Below are 22,296 nucleotides of genomic sequence, written 5' to 3'. Positions count from 1 at the left end.
CTATCGTCTGAACAAGCCCGCGCTGTACCGATCGCGCGGGATCGCTGCCGCACACTACGGGCATGCCGATTTCGCCGCCCATCCTCCATGCGTAGCAAGCTGTTCGTCCCCGGGGGGCGGCCGGAGCTGTTCGCCAAGGCGCTGGCCGGCGAGGCCGATGCGCTGTCGTTCGACCTCGAGGATTCGGTCACGCCCGACCTCAAGGGCGCCGCGCGCAGCGCCGTCGCAGCCTTTCTTGCCACCGAGGCAGTGCGGCAATCGCCCAAGCTGATGATCGTGCGCACCAATGCGCCATCCACGCCGTACTTCAGCGACGACGTGGAAGCGGTGGTCGGCGACGGCGTCACCCTGATCAACCTGCCCAAGATCGAATCCGCCGAGGAAGTGCGCGCGGCGGTGGACATGATCGCGCGGGTGGAAGCGGCGCGCGGCTGGCAGCGCCGCACGCGGCTATTGGTGAACATCGAGACGCCGCGTGCGCTGGCCCGGGCCGCGTCGATTGCCGGCGCGCATCCGCGCGTGGCGGGGCTGCAGCTGGGCCTGGCGGATATGTTCGAGCCGTACGGCATCGAGCGGCGCGATCTGGCTAATGTGCAGTCCGTGCTTTTCGCCATGCGCATGGCCGCCGCACAGGCGGATGTGTTCGCACTCGATGGCGCCTTCGCGGACGTCGCCAACAGCGACGGCTACCGTGCCGAAGCCGCGCTGGCACGCCGGCTCGGCTATCTCGGCAAGAGCTGCATCCATCCGCGCCAGGTGGTGCTGGCCAACGAAGCGTTCGGCGTCTCCGAAGCGGAGATCGAAAGCGCGCGCCGCATCGTCGAAGCCGCGCGCGAGCCGGGCAACCAGGGTCGCGGCGCCTTCATGGTCGATGGCAAGATGGTCGACCTGCCGTTCCTGAAACGGGCGCAGGCCTTGCTCGCCGCGGCGCGCAAGCCGTGACGGCGGCGCGCCCGGCGCAGGAACCCGTTCCGCGACGACCGTATCGAGAGGCCCGGCTCCACGTGTTCCGTTCGTGCCTGTTCTGCCTGGCCTGGCTGTTGCTCGCGCTGCCGCTGCATGCCGAAAGCCTGACGCCTTTGCGTACCGCGGACTTGCCGCCGTTGGCGACCGCGCAGGCGCTGGTCGGCATGGCGGTGATCGATGGGCAGACCGTGGCGGTGGGGCAGGGGCAGGCGTGGCGGCTCGACGATGCGGGCAGGCGCTGGCTGACGGTGGCCTGGCCCGCGGCGACGCCGAACGATGTGTCGCTGATCCAGGATGGCGCTCGCGCTTACCTGGTGTGGCCGGCGCAGGGGCGCACGGCGCTGGCGGAATTGCATCTGCGCAACGATCGCCTCGATGCGACCGGACTCCCTGCGCTGCCGGCGGCATTGGCCGATCCGCGCGGCGCCGTGTCCGCCGATGCGCTGTTCGTGGCCGGCACGGTCGCTGGCAAGGCGCACGCATGGCGAGCGAATCCGGCCGATCCCCGCGCAGGGTGGACCGATATTCCCGCCTGGCCCGGCCACTCGCCGCCGCTATCGCTGGTCGCGCAAGGCCCCAATCTGTTCGTCGCCGTCGCGCACGACGGCAAACAGCAACTGCTGCGCTGGTCGGCCACGAAAGGCTGGACCGAAGCCACCACCATCCCCGGCACGCTGCTGCCCGCCGCCCCGCGCGCGCTGGGCCAGGCCCATCTGCTCTATCTGGTCGGCGCGCCGGAAGGCGCGCGCCCGATGACGTACCACAGCATCACCGGCTCCTGGGCCACGCTGCCCGGCGCGCAACCGGCGAACGATGCATTGATGGCCGCAGCGCAGGATGGCTTCACGTGGGCGCAGCGCGACGGCGCCGGCTACGCCATCCACACCGCGCAGCTGCAATCCGGCAAGCTGCTGCTGAAGTGGCTGGACTGGGTGGTGATCCTGGTCTATCTCGCCGCGATGTTCGGCATCGGCCTGTACTTCTACCTGCGCGAGAAGCGCAACAACACCGCGAACTTCTTTGTCGGCGGCCGCAGCATTCCGTTCTGGGCGGCGGGCGTGAGCCTCTATGCGGCCAATACCAGCTCGATCAGCTTTATCGCCATCCCCGCCAAGTCTTTCGAAAGCAACTGGACTTACCTCACCAACAACCTGATCGCCGTGCTGGGCCTGGCTTTCGTGGCGGTGTGGATCGTGCCGTTGCTGCGCCGCCTCGACCTGATGTCGGTGTTCTCGTATCTGGAAACGCGCTTCCATCCGGCCATCCGCATGCTGGCCAGCGCGCTGTGCATCCTGACCCAGATCGGCAGCCGCATGAGCGTGATCCTGTTCCTGCCGGCGCTGGCCATCGCTACCATCACCGGCATCAGCGTCAGCTTGAGCGTAGTGCTGATGGGCGTGTTCACCATCGTCTACACCGCGATGGGCGGCATGAAGGCGGTGATCTGGACCGACTTCGTGCAGGTGCTGGTGAAGATGGGCGGCGCGCTGTTCGTGATCGGTTTTATCGTGTGGCATCTGCATGGCGGAGTGGGGCAGTTCATGCACACCGCTACCGCCAACCACAAGATGCACCTGCTGGACTTCAGCTTCGACCTGACCAAGGCGACCGTCTGGGGTTTTCTTTTCCTGGTGCTGTTCGACGTGGTGCTGACCTTCCCCAAGGACCAGGTGCTGATGCAGCGCACCTTGTCGACGGAATCGGACAAGGAAGCGGGCCGTTCGATCTGGATGTTCGCCGCGATCATGATCCCCGGCGGCTTCGTGTTCTATCTGATCGGCACGGCGCTGTTCGTGTTCTACAAGGACAATCCGGACCGCCTGAATCCCTTGCTGCCCATCGACGCCACGTTCCCGCTGTTCATCGCCGCGGAACTGCCGATGGGCGTGACCGGCCTGATCATCGCCGGCATCTTCGCGGCGGCTATGGCGACGCTGTCGGGCATCATGAACAGCGTGGCGACGCTGATCTCGGTCGACTTCTACGAGAAGCTGGTGAAGAACCCGTCGCCGAAGAAGAGCGTGCTGATGGCGGAGATCATGACGGTGGTGGTGGGGCTGGTCGGCATCGCCACGGCATTGCTGTTGTCGCGCTTCGACATCCACTCGCTGTTCGACGTGTCGATCGAACTGGCGGGCTTGCTGGGTGGCGGCTTCGCGGGCGCCTATACGCTGGGGATGTTCACCCGCCGGGCGAATTCGCCCGGCGTGGCGATCGGTATCGCCTCGAGCATCGTGCTCACCTTGATCGCCTGGTCGTTCCACCTGGTGCATCCGTATTTCTATCTGGCCATCTCCATCCTGCTGTGCATCGTGATCGGCTATCTGGCGAGCCTGCTGTTCCCGGCGCCGACGCGTTCGCTGGAAGGCCTGACGATCTACTCAAGACCCAAACGCTAACGGCACCTGCCCCCTCTCCCCTGCGGGGAGAGGGTTGGGGTGAGGGGGACCTACGGAGCGGCGAAGCAGAGCAGCCTCCGCTTCGTCGAACCTCTTTCGCGAGCACCCGCCCCTCATCTGCCTGCCGGCATCTTCTCCCCGGAGGGGAGAAGAGTTTCACTAGGGAGCTCCTTATGGCTCTTGACGCTTTTTCCCCGCTCTCCCATCGTCCCCCCGGGGGCAAGACCGATGAGGGCGGCACGTGGAAACGCAATTCCTGAATACTTTCGTCACCGTCGTCGACCAGGGCTCGATGGCGGCGGCGGCGCGCGTGCTCAACGTGACACCGGCGGCGGTGGCGCAGCAGATCCGCACGCTGGAGCGCGAACTCGGCGCCACGCTGATCGCGCGCGTGGGCCGCACCGTCAGTGTCACCGAGCAAGGCTCGCGCATCCTCGAACGCGCGCGCGAACTGCTGCGCAGCGTCTCGGACCTGCGCAGCGTGGCCAACGACAGCGCCGTGTCCGGCGAGCTGCGCCTGGGCGCCTGTCCCACCGCGCTGGCCGGCATGCTGCCGGACGTATTGGCGCGCATGGTCGATGCGTTCCCGCAGATCAATGTCTTCATCAAGCCCGGCTACTCGGTCGATCTGTATCGCGCCGTGGAAGCGGGCGACCTCGACGCGGCGGTGGTGCTGCAGGCGCCATTTCCGCTGCCCAAGACCTGCGAATGGCTGCTGCTGCGCGAAGAACCGCTGATCGTGCTGGCGCCGAAAAGCATGGCCGGCCGCGATCCGCACGAACTGCTCGCCACCCAGCCGCTGATCCGCTACGACCGCAATCAATGGGGCGGACGCCAGGCCGATGACTATCTGCGCGCGAACGGCATCGTGCCGCGCGAACGCTTCGAACTGAACGCGCTCAATGCGATCGCCGTGATGGTCGACCGCGGCCTGGGCGTGTCCCTGGTGCCGGACTGGGCGCAGCCGTGGCCGGAAGGCCTGCAGCTGGCGCGCATTGCGCTGCCCAATCCGGCGGTGCCGCGGCGCATCGGCATCGTGTGGTCGCGCTCCAGCGTGCGCGTGCGCCTGGTCACCGTGCTGCTGCAGGAAAGCCGCAAGGCGATGCAGGCCAGAGCGCGCTGAGGCAAGCACGTTGCGTGCTGCAACGCCGCATACATCCGCTTGCTTCGTAAGCAACAAAAACTAGCCTCTGAACATAGTCCGCGACGGTTCTACGCCGGCAGCGAAGCGCATAGGCTCGCTCGCAATCCAACGTGGTTGCAGTACGGCCGCCGCAAGCGGCTCGCATAAGAAGACATGGGCCGTCGGGACGCCTGGGGGAGGGCGTCGCCAGTTCGAAGACGAAGCACCGTCCCCGGCGCGCCGCGCGCGCCGACCCGCCGCAAGGCGGTACCAAGACGAGACAAGACATGATCAAGCCACTCACCGCCGCCATCAGCGGCATCCTGCTGGCCTATGCCGTCGGCGCGCCGGCGCAGGATGCACCCGCCGCTGGCGCCGCGCCGGCCGACAGCAGTACGAAGAAGGACGGCAAGGACAAGGACGCGGTCAACCTGCAGCAGGTGATCGTCACCGGCACGCGCAGCCCCAAGGCGATCGACGAGATCCCGGGCGCGATCACCGTGGTGTCGAAGGAAGAAATCCAGCACACCTTGCTGGTGACCGAGGACGCGACGGCGGTGCTGGCGCGCTCGGTGCCGGGCTATGCCGAATCCTCGCAGGCCATGAGCAATACCGGCGAGACCTTGCGCGGCCGCATCCCGCTGCGCCTGTTCGACGGCGTGCCGCAGGGCTCGCCGCTGCGCGAAGGCACGCGCAACGGCACGTTTACCGACATGGGCATCGTCGGGCGCGTGGAGGTGATCAACGGTCCGTCCGCTTCCGAAGGCATCGGCGCGGCCGGCGGCATCATCAACTACATCTCCAAGACGCCGACCAAGGACGGCGACGAAGTCACCCTCACCACGCGCTACCAGACCCAGGCCCACAGCGACAGCGAAGGCTGGAAGGTCGGCGCCACCTATTCGCACAAGCAGCAGGAGTTCGATGCGCTGCTGGCCGCTTCGTATATCGACCGCGGCATCAGCTACGACGGCAACGGCCGCCGCATCGGCCTGAACACCAGCGGTTCGCTGGCGGATTCGGAAACCAAAAATCTATACGCCAAGGTCGGCTTCAACTTCGGCGCGGACAACGAGCAGCGCCTGCAGGCCAGCGTCAGCCGCTTCCGCATCGAGGGCAAGGGCGAGTACGTGCAGGTACTGGGCTGCCGCGGCCCCACCGACACGCCGCCGTGCGCGGTGCCGCGCACCAATACCTCGGAGAAGGGCCATATCTTCGGTTCCAAGGACGCCTTCAACGACTTCAAGCAGTACCAGCTGCAATACACCAACGACAAGTTCTTCGGCGGCTACCTGGACATCAACGCCTACAAGGCCGACCAGTCCATGCGCTACCTGCCGGAAAACACCGAGGACAAGCAGGATCCGCTGATCGCCCCGCTCGGCACGCTGTACGACCAGTCGGAAATCGTGGTGCACAAGAAGGGACTGCGCACCTCGTGGACGCGCCCGGACATCTTCAACGTCACGGGCCTGGAGCTGCACACCGGCATCGACTTCGGCAAGGACCAGGCGCAGCAGCGCCTGGCCCTGACCAGCCGCCTGTGGGTGCCGCCGATGGACTACAAGAGCGTGGCGCCGTACGCGCAGCTGTCCTGGGACGTCGGCCCGGTGACGCTGAGCGCCGGCTACCGCCGCGAGGACGACAAGCTCACCGTCAACAGCTACACCACTACGTACTACCGCAACCGCGTGTTCGTGCAGGGCGGCGGCCTGAAGTACAAGGAAGGGCTGAAGAACTTCGGCGCGATCTGGCGCGTGAACGACCAGTGGTCCACCTTCCTGTCCTACAGCGAAGGCTTCACCCTGCCGAACATCGGCATCCCGCTGCGCAATATCAATACGCCGGGGCAGTCGGTGGACAAGATCCGCGATCTCAATGCGATCGTGTTCAAGAACTACGAGGGCGGCTTCAACTGGCATGGCGAGCATGGCGCGTTCGGCGCCACGCACTATGTGTCGAAGTCGCCGTTCGGTTCCTCGCTGGCGGTGGATCCGCATACCACCGACTTCATCCTCAGCCGCGCGCCGGTGCGGATCGAAGGCACCGAAGTTACCGGCGAATGGCGTTTCGACCGGGACTTCAAGATCACCGGCCTGTACTCGCATATCCGCGGCAAGACCGCGTTCTGGTCGGCCGATCCGGCCGGGCGCTATGGCTCGGGCGGCTTGAACAAGCCGCTGGGCGTGCTGGATATCAATCCCGACAAGTTTGCGGCGGCGGCCACGTGGAAGTTCCTGCCCAACGCCGATGCCACGCTGGGCTTCACCACCTTGTTCAGCCGCCACGTATCCGGCCAGGACACGCGAGCCTATGACGGCGCGCAGTTCAGCTACTCGGAACAGACCAAGGGCTACACCCTGTTCGACCTGGGCGTGAACTACGACCTCGGCAAGCACGGCAAGCTGTCGCTGGGCGTGGAGAACCTGTTCAACCGGCAATACATCCTCAGCTGGTCGCAGCTGGCGGGCTACCAGAATTACTGGGCGGGCCGCGGGCGCATGACCTCGCTGACGTACACCATCACGCTGTGACGAGGTGGTTGGCGCATGGGCGACGGGCCGTCCTGGTGGCGGCCGTTGCCTTGTGCGCGGTGCCGGCGATGGCGGCGCAGGGGCCGTTGCCTTTTGCCGCGGCGAAGGACGAGGGCTTGTCGGCGGAAAGGCTGGAGCGCCTGCATGCCTATCTGCGCGATGCGACCGGCGCCGAGGGTTACGTGGGCGCGGTGGCATTGATCGCGCGGCACGGCCGCATCGTCGATTGGCAGGCGTACGGCTATCGCGATCTGGCCCGGCGCGAGCCGCTGCGCCGCGACGATATCTTCCGGATCTATTCGATGACCAAGACGGTAACCACGGTGGCCGTCCTGATGCTGATGGAAGAAGGCAAGCTGTCGCTGGACGATCCGCTGTCGCGCTACCTGCCGGGCTTCGAGCATCCGCGGGTACTGATGGGCGACGGCAGCGAGCGTCCCGCTGCCAGGCCGGTCACCTTGCATGCATTGCTGACGCACACCGCAGGCTATCCGGCCGGTTTGAAGGGCGACGAAGCCGCGGTCAAGCGGATGGAGAGCATCGATCCGCATGCCGCCGCGGATCTGCGCGGCTTCGCCGAGCGCATGAGCCGCGTGCCTTTGGCCGCCGATCCCGGATCGCGCTTCGGCTACGACGGCGCGTCGCTGGAGCTGGCGGCGCGGGTGGTGGAGGTGGTGTCCGGGGAATCCTTCGAGCGCTTCCTGCGGGAGCGCATCTTCCAGCCGCTGGACATGCGCGATACCGGCTTCGCGGTGCCGGAGGCCAAGCGCGCCCGGGTGGTCGACATCACCACCATGGGCGCGAACGGCAAGCTGCGCATCGCGGAAGGTCCCAGTGCCGCGCATCCCGGCGCGCCACTGAATGCCTACGCCAGCGGCGCCGGCGGCCTGTATTCCACCGCTGCCGACTACGCCCGCTTCGCGCAGATGCTGCTCGGCCAAGGCACCCTGGACGGCCACACCGTGCTCGGCCGCAAGACGGTGGAGCTGATGCTGCGCAACCACCTCGCCATGCTCGACCCGCCGGTGAATCAGTTCAATGCGGGCGAGGGTTTCGGCCTGGGCGGCTATGTGGTGCTCGATCCCGCACGGCGTGGCCAGCCCGGTTCGCCGGGCCAGTTCGGCTGGTCCGGCGCGGCGTCGACGTATTACACGATCGATCCGCACGAAGACCTGCTCGCCATCCTGCTGCTGCAGCACCTGCCGCGCGAAGACGCGGCCAAGGACCTGCCGCGCCTGAGCCGCGGTTTCTACGCCCTGGTCTACCAGGCGCTGCAGCCATGAAGCGCGGCGTGCTGGTGGCCGGCTCGGCCAATCTCGATTTCGTGGTGCGCGCGCCGCACGTGCCGGCGCCGGGCGAAACCGTGCTCGGCAACGGCTTCGCCACCTTTCCCGGCGGCAAGGGCGCCAACCAGGCGGTGGCCTGCGTGCGGGCCGGCGGCGCGCCCACGCGGATGCTGCTGGCCCTGGGCGACGACGTGCATGCGGCGCCGATCGAAGCCTCGCTGCGCGGGGCCGGCGTCGGGCTCGACATCGTACGCATGCGCGGCACGGCCACCGGCGTCGCCTTCGTCTGCCTGGCGGGTGACGGCGAAAACGCGATCACCGTGGCGCCCGGCGCCAATGCGCGGCTGTTGCCCGAGCATCTGCCGCCGCTGGCCGATGTCGGCCATCTGCTGCTGCAACTGGAAACGCCCTTGCCGACGGTGGAAGCTTGGGCGCGGGCAGCACGCCGCGCCGGTGTGCAGGTGGCGCTCAACGCCGCACCGGCGCAGGCCTTGCCGCGCAGCCTGCTGGGCGACTGCCAGCTGCTGATCGTCAACGAAGGCGAGCTGGCGGCGATCAGCGGCAGGCAAGGCATCGGCGCCGGCCTCGACGCACTGGACGCCCCCGCCGTGGTGGTCACCCTCGGCGCGCGCGGCTGCTGCGCGCGGGTGGGCGGCGAGTACCTGCTGCAGCCGGGCTTCGCCGTGAATGCCGTGGACACTACCGGCGCCGGCGACACTTTCTGCGGCACCCTGGTCGCCAGCCTGAGCCTGGGCCTGCCGTATCCGGCCGCGTTGCGCCGCGCCTGCGCCGCATCTGCGCTAGCCTGCACCCGCCTGGGCGCGCAGACCGGCGTGCCGCGGCAGGACGAGGTGCGGCGGCTGCTGGCGGCGCGTCCCGGCGATGCGACCGAGGCGCTCGCCGCCTACGTCGGCATCGCCTGATTTCCTTCCTTACCGATCACGCTTCCCATGACGCCTTCCTCCGAACAGCCGCGCGACGTGAACGCCGACGACGCCAACCCGCCGCCGGTGAAGACCGAATACAAGTTCTCCCACGTCACCACCGGCCGCTACCTGCCCACGCCGGGCAAGGCGCCGGGCTGGCCGTTCGCCGAGATCGGCCACTGGAAGATGGATGTCGACGGCACCGCCGACGACTGGATCGCCGAGCTGAAGGACTGGCGCCGCGAACATCTCACCCGCATCGGCTACGACGATGCCAACTACCGCCGCCCCGAGCTGCAATGGGCGCAGCACAACTTCGTCCACACGCAGATGATGGTGGAGGACCGCTACTTCTACGATCCGGAGGCCCGCCGCTACACGGTGGACCGCTACCTCGACGATCTGGAACAGCGCTACGGCGGCATCGACAGCGTGCTGCTGTGGTACGTCTACCCGAATATCGGCGTCGACGACCGCAACCAGTTCGACCTGGCGCGCGACCTGCCCGGCGGCCTCGATGGCCTGCGCGGCGCGGTCGAGGATTTCCACCGCCGCGGCGTGCGCGTGTTCCTGCCCACCATGCCGTGGGACAACGGCACGCGCGAACAAGGCCAGCGCGATTGGGAGGCGGCGGCCGAGCTGGTGAAAGCGGTGGGCGCCGACGGCCTCAACGGCGATACCTACAACGGCGTGCCGCGCGCCTTCTTCGATGCCTGCGATGCCGCCGGCCGGCCGGTGGTGCTGCAGCCGGAATCCACCATCAGCGCCGAGGAGCAGCTGATCTGGAACGTGCAGAGCTGGGGCAAGAAGGCGCCGAACGAGGCGGTGCCGCCGGTGGCGAAATTCAAGTGGCTGGAACCGCGCCACATGATCAACTACGAGAACCGCTGGGGCCGCGAGCGCAACCACGACCTGCAGTACATCTTCTTCAACGGCGTCGGCTACAACGCCTGGGAGAACGTGTGGGGCATCTGGAACCAGCTGACGCCGCGCGATGCGGAGTCGCTGCGGCGCATCGCGGCGATCGAGCGGCAGTTCGCGCCGGCGATGGTGAGCATGGAGTGGCGGCCGTATGAGCGCAGCTTGCAGCATGGAGTGTTCGCTTCGCGCTTTCCGCTGGCCGATTACACCGTGTGGAACCTGGTCAACCGGCACGAGTACGACGTCGACGGCGAGCAGCTGGCCGTGCCGCACCGCGAAGGCACACGCTACTTCGACGCCTGGCATGGCGTGGCGCTGCAGCCGCGCATCGAGCATGGGCGCGCCGTGCTGTCGTTCGCGCTGGAGGCACGAGGGTTCGGCGCCGTGCTGGCGTTGGCGCCGGGTGCGCCGACCGACGGGCTCGATGCTTTCCTCGCACGCATGCGCGGACTCGCTGCAACACCCTTGAGCGCGTATTCCGCCCAGTGGCAGCCGTTGCCGCAGCAGTTGCGCCCGATCGCGGCCACGGCGCCGGCCGCAGCGGCGCCTGAGGGCATGATCGCCATCCCCGGCGGCGACTTCGACTTCGCCGTCGGCGGCATCGAGATCGAAGGCCAGACCTGGGCCGGCAACGACGTGCAGTATCCCTGGGAAAACACGCCGCGCCGCGGCCATCGCCGGCGCATGCAGCTGAAGCCGTATTTTATCGACCGCACGCCGGTGACCAACGCGCAGTTCCATGCGTTCCTGCAGGCCAGCGGCTGGACGCCGGCCGATCCGCACCACTTCCTGCGGCACTGGATCGACGGCGCGCCGCCGGCCAGCTGGGACAACAAGCCGGTGACCTGGGTGTCGATCGAGGATGCGCGCGCCTACGCCGCATGGGCCGGCAAGCGCCTGCCGCACGAGTGGGAGTGGCAGTACGCCGCGCAGGGTACGGACGGCCGCCTCTATCCCTGGGGCAACGCGTGGGATGAGAGCAAGGTGCCGGCCGTCAACCGCGGCCGCACGCTGCGCGCGCCGGACGACGTGGACGCGCATCCGCAAGCCGCCAGTCCGTTCGGCCTGCTCGACCTGGTCGGCAATGTGTGGCAATGGACCGACGAGTATCTGGACGAACATACCCGCGCCGCCGTGCTGCGCGGCGGCAGCAGCTACCAGCCGCGCACCTCGCACTGGTATTTCCCGCAGGCGTACCGGCTGGATCAGCACGGCAAGTACCTGCTGATGGCGCCAAGCAAGGATCGATCGGGCTGCATCGGCTTCCGCTGCGCGGTGGATGCCTCGTGAGCATGGCCGTGCATCTGGAGGGTCTGCTCGGCGAAGCGCTGGCCGCGAATGCGCGTGGCCGCCTGTCGCATTTCATCATTGACGAACACAGCCCCGCCATCGCCCTGTTCGCGCCCGAGCGGCGCGCGCAGAACACCGAAGGCGACTGGTATGGCGAACACGCCGGCAAATGGTTGTACGCCACCGCCAAGGCCGCGGCGCGCAGCGGCGATGCGGAGCTGACCGCGCGCCTGCGCCGCGTCGCCGATTTCCTGGTGTCGGTGCAGGAGCCGGACGGCTACCTCGGCACCTATGCGCCGGAGCGCCGCTTCATGCGCCCGCAGCCGCCCAAGCCGCCGAGCTGGAACGGCGAGCCCAGCGTGCGCACCTGGGATATCTGGACGCATGCCTATCTGGTTCTCGGCCTGCTGGAAGCGCACCGGCATTTCGCCGAGCCGCGCTGGCTCGATGCCGCGCGGCGCATCGGCGACCTGTGCTGGCACACGCTGACCGAAGGCGGCATCGACATCACCGAACTGGGCAATCACTTCGGCCTTTCGGCGACGGTGCTGCTCGATCCGGCGATGGAGCTGCATGCCGCCACCGGCGAGGCGCGCTACCTGGAGCTGGCGAAGCGGGTGCTGGCGCAAGCCAATGCCCATCGCGACCTGGCGCTGCTGCCGCGCATCCAGGCCGGCGCCGATGCGGCGGAGATCGCCACCGGCAAGGCGTACCAGCTGGCGTGGAATCTGGTCGGCCTGGCCAAGCTGTACAAGGCCACCGGCGAGGCGGCGTATCGCGATGCGCTGCAGCGCATGTGGACCAGCATCCGCACCCACCACCTGACGCTGGGCGGCGGCCCCTGGGGCGGCGTGGCGCATCGTTCGCGCGAGGTGTTCAACGCGCCGGGTGCGTTCAGCCCGTATGGCTATGTCGAGACCTGTTCCAGCCTGGCGTGGATCCAGCTCAACCGCGAGCTGCTGTCGATCGAAGGCGATCCGAAGTACGCCGAGGAAATCGAGCGCACCGCCTACAACGACCTGCTCGGCGCGCAGGCGCCCAATGGCGAGGACTGGTGCTACTACGTCTTCCCCAACGGCCGGCGCGTGCACACCACCTACTGGCGCTGCTGCAAGTCCAGCGGCGCGATGGCATTGGAGGAACTGCCCGGCGTGGCGTATGCAGGCGATGCGCATGGCGTGGCGGTGAACATCTACGGCCCCGGCAGCGCTTCGTTCGACTGGCCCGGTGCCGGCAAGGTCATTTTGGAACAACGCACCGCCTACCCCTTTCACGGCGGCGTGATCCTCCGTTTGCGCATGCCGTCGTCCGCCCGCTTCCGGCTGAAACTGCGCATGCCTTCCTGGGCCGAAGGCGCCAGGGTCCGCGTCGGCGGCGAATCCATCGCCGCCGCGCCTGGAAGCTACGCCGCCATCGAGCGCGAATGGCAGGACGGCGACGAAGTGATGCTGGATTTCCCCATGGCCGCGCGCGTCCACCGCGCCGTCAACCGCAATGTGCAGGAGTCGCGCGCGCCCGACGGCGAGCCGGTGCAGCAGCAGGTGCTGCGTTTCGAATACCTGGGCCTTACGCGCGGCCCGCTGGTCTACGCCACCGGCCTGATCGACGGCTTCAAGACCGAGGAAACGCTGCGCCTGCCCACCAGCGACCCCACCGACTGGCTAACCGTGCTGCCGCCGGAGGAAGGCGATGCCGCGCCGCTGCTGGAACTGCGCCCGCTGCAGCGCGCACCGCTGCGCTTCGAGCCGTACTACCGCGCGGGCGGCCGCGCCGACGGCGCCTGGCGGCTCACCTGGATGCAGCTCGCGCCGGAGCCCCTGCGGTGAAGCAAGCGATCGTGCTGACAGAACATATCGGGCGCGCCTGTTTCCACGCGCGGCCCCGGCGCAAAGTAGCGGCGACACGACACCAGGAATCACGCGGACTCGCGGCGTATGGAAAGCACTCCACCTGATCCGGCCGGCGCGGCGCGCGGTCCCCTGCATGGCATCCGCGTGCTCGACCTGAGCGCGTATATCGCCGGCCCTTACGCCTGCACCCTGCTCGCCGACCAGGGCGCGGACGTGCTGAAGATCGAACCGCCGGGCGGCGACAACCTGCGCCAGTATCCGTCGACGCTGCCCACCGAAAGCCGCGCCTTCCTCGGCGTGAACCGCAGCAAGCGCGGCATGGTGCTGGACCTGAAAGACCCCGCCGACCACGCCGTGCTGCTGCGCCTGGTGCGCGATGCCGACGTGCTGGTGCACAACTTCCGCCCCAGCGTGCCCAGACGGCTGGGCATCGATTTCGACCAGCTCGGCGCCATCAACCCGCGCCTGATCTACTGCGCCGTCACCGGTTATGGCGAGACCGGCCCGATGCGCGACAAGGCCGGCTACGACCAGGTGCTGCAGACCATGACCGGCATGTGCGCGCTGCAAGGCAAGCGCGGCGGCCCGCCGGAGATCATCTACGGCTCGGTGGTCGACTACTACGCCGCCGCGCTGCTCGCCGCGGGCGTTTCTTCCGCGCTGTACGAACGCGAACGCAGCGGCCTGGGCCAGTTCGTCGGCGTCTCGCTGCTGCGCGCCGCGCTGACCATGCAGTCCGCCCGCCTGATCTGGGCCGAGGGCGAGGCCCTGGATATCGGCCGCGACATGCGCTCCGGCGGCGTCACCGGCATCCATCCCACCGCCGACGGCCACATCTATATCTCCGCCAACACGCCGCGCTTCTGGCGCGCGCTATGCGAGAAAACCGGCCTGCACGCCCTGGCCGACAACCCCCGCTACGACACCGTGCGCAAGCGCGCCGAACACGCCAGCGAAATCCTCCCGCAATTGCATCAAGCGCTCGCCACCCGCTCCGCCCCGGCCTGGGAAGCCCTGTTCGGCGACGAAGTCCCCAGCGCCGCCGCCCGCCGCATCGAAGACATGTTCGAACACCCCCAGGTACTGGCCGAAGGCATCGTCGGCACCATCGAACACCCCGTGGTCGGCCGCTATCACGGCGTCGCCCAATCCATCAAATTCAGCCGCACCCCCGGCCCCCCGCCCTTCGCCGCACCGATGCTCGGGCAGCATACGGATGAAATAAAGCGCAAGTCTTAAGCAAGAAAGCTCGCTTTATAGCCACATCGTGGCGAGCCCCGGCCCCTCACCCTGCCCTCTCCCCGGAGGGGAGAGGGGTGAAGTCGTGAGGTAGGCAGGAACGAAGAGCGAAAGCTGGCCTCAGTTCTTGAACGTCCTCTCGGCAACGGCACGTTGAAGCACGCGTTACGTAAACGCACTGCCGTTTCGTGTAGACCCAGGTTAATCAGACTACCGCAGCCGCCCACTGCTCCTTCTAGTCGCGTCGCGAGCAGTGGCTCTCAGGCCATTCTCTCTTTGGTTACTTTCTCTTTGGGCCAGCAAAGAGAAAGTGACCCGGGCGCCGGCAGGCGTCCGGAATGCCCGCTGCATAAGCGGCCCGTTCGCGATAACGCGAAAACCAGGCAATAACGCCACTGGATCCCGGCCTACGCCGGGATGACGAGCAAGGAGCAGGCGCCCGAAATGCCCGCTGCATAAGCGGCCCGTTCGCGATAACGCGAAAACCAGGCGATAACGCCACTGGATGATTCGCTTCGCTCACCCCTTCGGGGCCGCCCTGCGGGCGTTCTTCGCGCTGCGCGCTCGTCCGGCCTACGCCGGGATGACGAGCAAGGAGCAGGCGCCCGAAATGCCCGCTGCATAAGCGGCCAAGCCGCCACCCCCTCCCCCGAAACGACGCCATTTGCCTCGATCCATGTGGCAACCGCAAACGAAGAAACATTACCCCCAAATTTCAATTTCGTAATTGTGCGCAGCGCTCCCCCATCCCAGCATGCGACCCACCGCACCCCGGCACGGCTGCCACCCAGCCACCGATAGGGGAAATCGGCCGAGGCATGCGTACATCCGCCGGACAAACGTCCACGGACACAAAAAATCTGTTGGGGAGTCGAACGACCATGATCGAAAGATTGCATGGCGGGGCCTCGCGCCACCCGTCCAAGGCACCTGCGCGCCTCGCCATGGCCGCCGCCATCGCCGTAGCCCTGCTGTACGGCAGCGCCGCCTCGGCGCAACAGACCCCGCCCGCGCAGGACAACGGCGCCCCCGCCAAGCCCGGCGAACCGGCCAAGTCCAAGAAGGACGGCAAGAAAGACGACAAGTCCGTGCAGGAACTGGCCGGCGTCACCGTCACCGGCGTGCGCGCCAGCCTGCAGTCGGCCCAGCAGATCAAGCAGAACGCCGACCAGATCGTCGACTCCGTCACCGCGGTGGACATCGGCGCCTTGCCCGACCGCAGCGTCACCGAGACCCTGCAGCGCATCAGCGGCGTCACCATCGACCACTTCATGGCGCGCAACGACCCGGACCACTTCTCCGCCGAAGGCAGCGGCGTGATGATCCGCGGCCTGACCCAGGTGCGCGGCGAACTGAACGGGCGCGACGTATTCAGCGCCAACTCCGGCCGCGGCCTCAGCTTCGAGGACGTGCCGGCCGAGCTGATGGCCGGCGTGGACGTGTACAAGAATCCCTCCGCCGAGATCATCGAAGGCGGCATCGGCGGCACGGTGAACCTGCGCACGCGGCTGCCGTTCGACTCGCCGGGGCGGGTGATCGGTTTCACCGGCGGCGTCAACGAAGGCGATTTCGCCAAGAAGAGCAAGCCGTCGGCCTCGTTCCTCTACAGCAATGTGTGGAAGACCGAGAATCATGGCGAGTTCGGTGCGCTGTTCGACGTGGCCTTCTCCGAGCTGGCCACGCGCTCGGACGGCATCCAGATGGAGCCCTACGTCAAGCGCAACGACGCCGCCGTGCTCAAGGGCACCAACTTCGCCAACGTCTATGTGCCCGGCGGCGCCGACTGGCGCACGCTGGATTTTCAGCGCCGCCGCATCGGCCTGGCCGGCGCGCTGCAGTGGCGCCCGACCAAGGACCTGGAGCTGACCAGCCAGGTGCTGCGCTCGGACTACCGCATGCAGTGGGACGAGTTCGGCGGCATCTTCAACGACAGCAGCAACAACGTGCATCCGGCCGACGGCGGCACCTTCAACTACGACAGCAACGGTGTGTTCCAGAGCGGCACGCTGGCGTCCGATTCGTGGCGCGGAAACCTGACCACCGATGGCGTGCGCTTCATGGCCGACCGCCGCTATGCGACGCAGCGCACCATCACCACCGACTGGTCCAACAGCCTCAAGTACAACATCAACGACCAGATGGTGCTGTACGCCGACGCGCAGTTCGTCAAGTCGACCAGCCAATCGCTGGACTTCACCGTGTTCGACGCCACCTACCTGCCGGGCGTCACCCTGAACGTGCCCACCGGATCCAAGCCGACCATCACCTCCGACCCCGCCTCCTACGCCAGCAATCCGGCGAATTACTTCTGGAGCGCGGCGATGGACCACCACGAGCGGAACAAGGGGCTGGAGCGCGCCCTGCGGCTGGACCTCGAATACAACTTCGAGGACAGCAAATGGCTGCGCTACGTGAAATTCGGCGTGCGCGCCACCAGCCGCAGCGAGTTGAACAAGAACAACGGCTACAACTGGGGCGTGGTGTCCGACAACTGGGCCGCCATCGACAGTCCGAGCGGGCTGGCCGACCTGGCCACGTATCTGCCGGGCATGTCCTCGCTGTACACGTATTCGAACTTCTTCCGCGGCAACGCCAGCATGCCGCCGCAGCTGTACTTCCCCAGCGACAAGCTGGTGCGCGACTATCACTACGCCTATCAGCAGCTGCATTCGTTCGGCTCGCCCACGGGCTGGGCGCCGCGCGACATCTATCGCAAGCAGGACGTCAACGACCAGAGCGAGAAGACCAAGTCCGCGTATGGCGTGCTGTACTTCGGCAGCGACGATGCGCTCGGCGTGCCGGTGGACGGCAACGTGGGCATCCGCCTGGTGCGCACCGACGTGGCGGCGAACGGCTACGGCCAGTATCCGGACCTCACCACCAGCGGCGTCGACCCCAGCCTGATGGCCCTGTACCACGGCCAGTATTTCCCGCTGAACTCCAACGGGCACTACAAGAACGCGCTGCCCAGCTTCAACCTGCGCTTCAAGTTCACCGACAGCCTGCAATGGCGACTGGCCGCCTCCCGGGCCATGACCCGGCCGGACTTCACCCAGCTGCAGCCGTACCTGCAGATGGGCGCCACGCTTACCTCGGACAACACCGCGGTGACCAAGTGGACCGGCTCGGCCGGCAATCCGGACCTCAAGCCGATGCGCGCCAACCAGTACGACACCGCGCTGGAATGGTATTTCGCACCCACCGGCCAGCTGTACGCCACCTTGTTCTACAAGGACGTGCACGACTACATCTCCAACCAGACGCGCACCGAGACCTACAGCGGCCAGCCGTTCGAGGTGACCCGCCCGTACAACATGAGCAGGGGCAAGATCCGCGGCGGCGAACTCGGCTACCAGCAGTTCTTCGACTTCCTGCCGGGCTGGCTGAAGGGTTTCGGCGTGCAGGCCAACTTCACCTACGTCGACAGCAAGGGCGGCACCAACAGCGCCACCGATCCGTACTCCAACGTCACCGTCACCGGCGTGGCGCTGCCGCTGGAAGGCTTGTCCAAGCGCAGCTACAACCTGGTCGGCATGTACGAATTGGGCAACTGGTCGATGCGCCTGGCCTGGAACTGGCGCTCGCGCTACCTGCTGACCGCCAGCGACGTGGCCACCAAGCTGCCGACCTGGTCGGACGACTACGGCCAGCTCGACGGCTCGATCATGTACCGCCTCAACAAGAACGTGCAGGTGGGCCTGCAGACCAACAACCTCACCAACTCCACCACCAAGGTCCTGATGGGCCCGACCAGCTACGCCGACGGCACGATCGACCACCGCCTGTACAACCGCGGCTGGTTCGTCAACGACCGCCGCTACGAGCTGGTGGTGCGCGCGACGTTCTGATGGCGGGCTACGCGGGGAAAGGCGACAGGGGCCGCCTCATGCGGCCCGGCTGGAAAGCGGCGCTGGCGCTGTGCGCGCTGGCGTTCGCCCTGGCGGCGAATGCGCAGAAGGCCGTGCCGTACCGCTATGCCGGCGTGCGCATCGGCGGCGGCGGCTTCGTCAGCGGGCTGGTGTTCCATCCGCGCGAGAAAGGGCTGTACTACGCGCGCACCGACGTGGGCGGCGCGTATCGCTGGGACGACGCGGCGAAGCGCTGGGTATCGCTCACCGACTGGATCGAGGCGAAGGACGAGAACCTGCTGGGGATCGACAGCCTGGCGGTGGATCCGTCGGACGCCGGGCGCGTGTACCTGGCCGCCGGCACCTACACCACGCCGCAGGCGGGCCAGGCTGCGGTGCTGCGTTCTGCCGATCGGGGCAAGCACTTCGAACGCGCCGATCTGCCGTTCAAGCTGGGCGGCAACGAGCTGGGACGCGGCAATGGCGAACGCCTGGCGGTCGACCCGCACGATGGCCGCGTGCTGTTTCTCGGTTCGCGCGACTCCGGGCTGTGGCGCAGCCAGGACTACGGTGCGCATTGGTCGAAGGTGGAAAGCTTTCCCGCCGTGGCCACCTCGCCTTCCGCCAGCGCCGAGAACAAATGGCGCCGCCAGGCTATCGGCATCGTCTTCGTGGTGTTCGAGCCGGCCAGCGGCAAGCCGGGGCGGCCCACCCCCACGCTGTATGCCGGCGTGTCCACGCAGCAGGCCAGCCTGTTCCGCTCCGACGATGCTGGCCGCAGCTGGCAGCCGGTAGCGGGGCAGCCCACCGGCCTGCGGCCGAACCATATGATGCGCGGCGGCGATGGCACGTATTACCTGAGCTATGGCGACGAGCCCGGCCCCGATGCGATGAGCGACGGTGCGGTGTGGAAATTCGAGCCGGCAACGGCGCGCTGGACCAGGATCACGCCGTGGAAGGACCAGCCGAGCGGCTGGGGCGCGGTGGCGGTCGATCCGCGCGATCCCAAGGTGCTGATGACCGCGACGTTCGCGCACTACGCGCCCAAGGACGAGCTGTTCCGCAGTACCGACGGCGGTGCGCATTGGGCGCCGGTATTTCCGCGCTCCGAGTTCGACCACGGCAACGCCACCTGGACGCGCGACCACACGCCGCATTGGCTGGCCTCCATCGAGATCGACCCTTACGACCCGGACCATGTGCTGTTCGTCACCGGCTATGGCATCTGGGCTTCGCGCGACATGCGCAACGTGGAGCGGGGCGGCACGGTGCATTGGTCGTTCCAGGACGAGGGACTGGAAGAGACGGTGGCGCTGGGCCTGATCAGCCCGCCCGAAGGCGCGCATCTGCTCAGCGCCATCGGCGACCTGGACGGCTATCGTCACGACGAGCTGGACACCGCGCAGCTGCAGTTTGCCGCGCCGCCGCGTTATGCGAACGGCGAGAGCATCGACTTCGCGCAGGCGAAGCCGGCGTTGATCGTGCGCAGCGGCTTTCTGCGCAAACCCTTCGGCGCGGCGATCCGCGCCGCATGGTCCGAGGATGGCGGCAGGCAATGGCGCGCGTTCGCGAGCGAGCCGCCCGAAGGCGAGGGCGCGGGAAGCATCGCGATCGCGGCCGATGGCGGCGTGGTGGTGTGGGCACCGCGCCATGCGCAGCATGTGTATCTGACGCAGGATTTCGGCAAGCGTTGGACGGTGATCGATGGCCTGGGCGGCGATTTGCGGGTGCTGGCAGACCGTGTCGATGCGCGACGCTTCTACGCCTACGACCGCATGAGCGGTGCGCTGTACGCCAGCCACGATGGCGGTGCGCACTTCGCCGCGATGGGCGGCGCGCTTGGCGACGCATCGCGCGGCCGTGCGCAGACACGGGTGCAGGCCGCTCCGGATGAAGCGGGCGTGCTGTACGTCGGCAGCCGCGAAGGCGAATGGCTGCGCGGCGACGACACGGGGCGCGTGCTCAAGCGCTTCGACGGCGTGACCGGCGTCGATGCCTTCGGCTTCGGCAAGGCGGCGCCGGGTTCGCCGAAGCCCACGCTGTTCCTTGCCGGCCGCCTGCACGGCGCGCAAGGCATCTTCCGCTCGCTGGACGACGGCAAGAGCTGGCAGCGCATCGACGATGCGGAGCACCGCTACGGGCGGATCAGTCAGCTCGTCGGCGATCCGCGCATGTTCGGCCGCCTGTACTTCGCCACCAGCGGACGCGGCATCTTCTACGCCGACCCAGCCAGCGAGGTACACCCATGATCGCCGTACTACCCCCTCTCCCCTCCGGGGAGAGGGCTGGGGTGAGGGGCCGTCCGGAGCGCCGCGCCAAGGGCCGCCACACCCTGAAGCTCCTGCTGCTCCTCATTTCTCTGCTCACCACCCCGCTGCTCGCCACAGAACTCCCCCGCATCGCCACCGACCACGGCCGCCACGCCTTGCTCGTCGACGGCAAGCCCTTCCTCATCCTCGGCGCCCAGGTCAACAACTCCAGCAACTGGCCCGCCGTGCTCGACCAGGTATGGCCCGCCATCGACCAGCTGCACGCCAACACGGTGCAGGTGCCGATTGCCTGGGAGCAGATCGAGCCGAAGGAAGGCCAGTTCGATTTCGCCTTCCTCGACACCCTGGTCAACCAGGCCCGCGAGCATCGCGTGCGCCTGATCCTGCTGTGGTTCGCCACCTGGAAGAATAACGGCCCGAGCTATGCGCCTTCGTGGGTGAAGCTGGATGAGCACCGCTTTCCGCGCGTGCTGAATCGCGAAGGCCGCCGCCTCAATTCGCTGTCGCCGCTGGCCGGGGCCACGCTGGAAGCGGACCGCAAGGCGTTCGTCCAGCTGATGACGCATCTGCGCCAGATCGACGGCGAGCAGCACACCGTGATCATGATCCAGGTGGAAAACGAGTCCGGCACCTACGGCACCGATCGCGACCACTCGCCGATGGCGGACCAGGCTTTTGCCGGCCAGGTGCCCGAGGCGCTGCTGCATGCGGCCGGCAAGTCCGCCGGCAGCTGGAGCCAGGTGTTCGGCAACGATGCGGCGGAGTTCTTCCACGCCTGGCACGTCGCGCATTTCATCGGCCAGGTCGCCGCTGCGGGCAAGGCGGTGTATCCGCTGCCGATGTACGCCAATGCCGCTTTGCGCGATCCGTTCAATCCCGGGCCGCCCGGTGCCTATGAAAGCGGCGGGCCCACCGACAACGTGCTGCACGTGTGGAAAGCCGCCGCACCCGCGCTGGACGTGCTGGCGCCGGATATCTACCGGCCGGACTACGCGCATTACGCCGCTTACCTGGAGCGCTACGCGCGCAAGGACAATCCGCTGTTCGTGGCCGAAACCGGCAACGACAAGGTCTACGCGCGCTATGTCTATGCGGCGCTCGGCGCCGGGGCCATCGGCTGGTCGCCGTTCGGCATGGATTTCACCGGCTACTCCAACTATCCGCTGGGCGCGCGCAAGCTGGACGACGAAACGATCGGGACCTTCGCCGCCAACTACGCCGTGCTGGCGCCGATGTCGGGCGAACTGGCCGCGGCGGCGTATGCCGGCAAGCTATGGGGTGCTTCCGAGCCGGACGACACCCACGAACAGACGCTGGACCTGGGCGACTGGCAGGTGCATCTGGGCTATGGGCAGTTGCAGTTCGGTAACGAGCCGCCCAAGGGCAATCCCGACCGCTCCGGCGGCGCGCTGATCGCGCAGCTGGCGCCGAACGAATACCTGCTCGTCGCCCGCGACGTCCGCGTGAACTTCCAGCCGGCGCGCGGGCGCAAGCTGGATTTCCTGCTCGACCGCGTCGAGGAAGGCCACTACGACCACGGCCGCTGGATCTTCCGCCGGCTGTGGAACGGCGACCAGACCGACTGGGGTTTGAATGTCATCGGCGAGCCGCGTGTACTGCGTGTGCGGCTGGCCACGTACTGAA

12 protein-coding genes are annotated in these 22,296 nt (G+C 67.6%); all 12 read left to right on the top strand.

Annotated elements, in window-relative coordinates; translation table 11 throughout:
• Nucleotides 1-87 precede the first annotated feature (87 nt).
• The 12 genes from ISN75_RS21640 to ISN75_RS21585 all read left to right on the top strand — a co-directional run bounded on the left by ISN75_RS21640 (nucleotide 88) and on the right by ISN75_RS21585 (nucleotide 22,295).
• Nucleotides 88-942, top strand: a complete 855-nt coding sequence (locus ISN75_RS21640; RefSeq protein WP_343818227.1) for a CoA ester lyase — start codon at nucleotides 88-90, stop codon at nucleotides 940-942.
• Between the two features lie 62 nt (nucleotides 943-1,004).
• Nucleotides 1,005-3,365 (top strand): sodium:solute symporter, encoded by a 2,361-nt coding sequence (locus ISN75_RS21635; protein ID WP_343818225.1) that lies wholly within the window; start codon nucleotides 1,005-1,007, stop codon nucleotides 3,363-3,365.
• Nucleotides 3,366-3,606: 241 nt separating this feature from the next.
• A complete protein-coding gene (locus ISN75_RS21630; protein WP_167253000.1) occupies nucleotides 3,607-4,488 on the top strand; it encodes a LysR substrate-binding domain-containing protein in 882 nt (293 codons plus the stop codon).
• A gap of 287 nt (nucleotides 4,489-4,775) precedes the next feature.
• Nucleotides 4,776-7,022: a TonB-dependent receptor gene (locus ISN75_RS21625; RefSeq protein ID WP_167253001.1), complete on the top strand. Its 2,247-nt coding sequence runs from the start codon at nucleotides 4,776-4,778 to the stop codon at nucleotides 7,020-7,022.
• A 35-nt stretch (nucleotides 7,023-7,057) separates the two neighbouring features.
• On the top strand, nucleotides 7,058-8,305 hold the full coding sequence (locus ISN75_RS21620) for a serine hydrolase domain-containing protein (RefSeq protein ID WP_343818223.1): 1,248 nt from the start codon (nucleotides 7,058-7,060) through the stop codon (nucleotides 8,303-8,305).
• Nucleotides 8,302-9,231: a ribokinase gene (locus ISN75_RS21615; protein WP_343818221.1), complete on the top strand. Its 930-nt coding sequence runs from the start codon at nucleotides 8,302-8,304 to the stop codon at nucleotides 9,229-9,231. The genes ISN75_RS21620 and ISN75_RS21615 overlap by 4 nt, the downstream gene beginning before the upstream one ends.
• Nucleotides 9,232-9,258: 27 nt before the next feature.
• Nucleotides 9,259-11,445, top strand: a complete 2,187-nt coding sequence (locus tag ISN75_RS21610; protein WP_343818219.1) for a formylglycine-generating enzyme family protein — start codon at nucleotides 9,259-9,261, stop codon at nucleotides 11,443-11,445.
• Between the two features lie 2 nt (nucleotides 11,446-11,447).
• Entirely contained in the window at nucleotides 11,448-13,271 is a 1,824-nt protein-coding gene (locus ISN75_RS21605) for a glycoside hydrolase family 127 protein (RefSeq protein WP_343818264.1), read from the top strand.
• Between the two features lie 108 nt (nucleotides 13,272-13,379).
• Nucleotides 13,380-14,534 (top strand): CoA transferase, encoded by a 1,155-nt coding sequence (locus tag ISN75_RS21600; protein WP_343818217.1) that lies wholly within the window; start codon nucleotides 13,380-13,382, stop codon nucleotides 14,532-14,534.
• 881 nt (nucleotides 14,535-15,415) lie between these two features.
• On the top strand, nucleotides 15,416-18,382 hold the full coding sequence (locus tag ISN75_RS21595; protein ID WP_343818215.1) for a TonB-dependent receptor: 2,967 nt from the start codon (nucleotides 15,416-15,418) through the stop codon (nucleotides 18,380-18,382).
• A 38-nt stretch (nucleotides 18,383-18,420) separates the two neighbouring features.
• Nucleotides 18,421-20,631 carry a cellulase gene (locus ISN75_RS21590; RefSeq protein WP_343818214.1) on the top strand — a complete coding sequence of 737 codons (2,211 nt, stop codon included), beginning with the start codon at nucleotides 18,421-18,423 and terminating at the stop codon, nucleotides 20,629-20,631.
• The gene (locus tag ISN75_RS21585; protein WP_343818212.1) at nucleotides 20,628-22,295 is read left to right on the top strand and encodes a DUF5597 domain-containing protein; all 1,668 of its coding nucleotides are present in this window, start codon (nucleotides 20,628-20,630) and stop codon (nucleotides 22,293-22,295) included. Before ISN75_RS21590 ends, ISN75_RS21585 begins: the two co-directional genes overlap by 4 nt.
• The last annotated feature ends 1 nt before the right edge of the window (nucleotide 22,296 follow it).

The sequence above is a fragment of the Dyella marensis genome, from assembly GCF_049532885.1.
In the GTDB taxonomy this organism is placed as follows: Bacteria; Pseudomonadota; Gammaproteobacteria; order Xanthomonadales; family Rhodanobacteraceae; genus Dyella_D; species Dyella_D marensis.
This window is presented reverse-complemented; position numbering and strand designations above follow the sequence as displayed.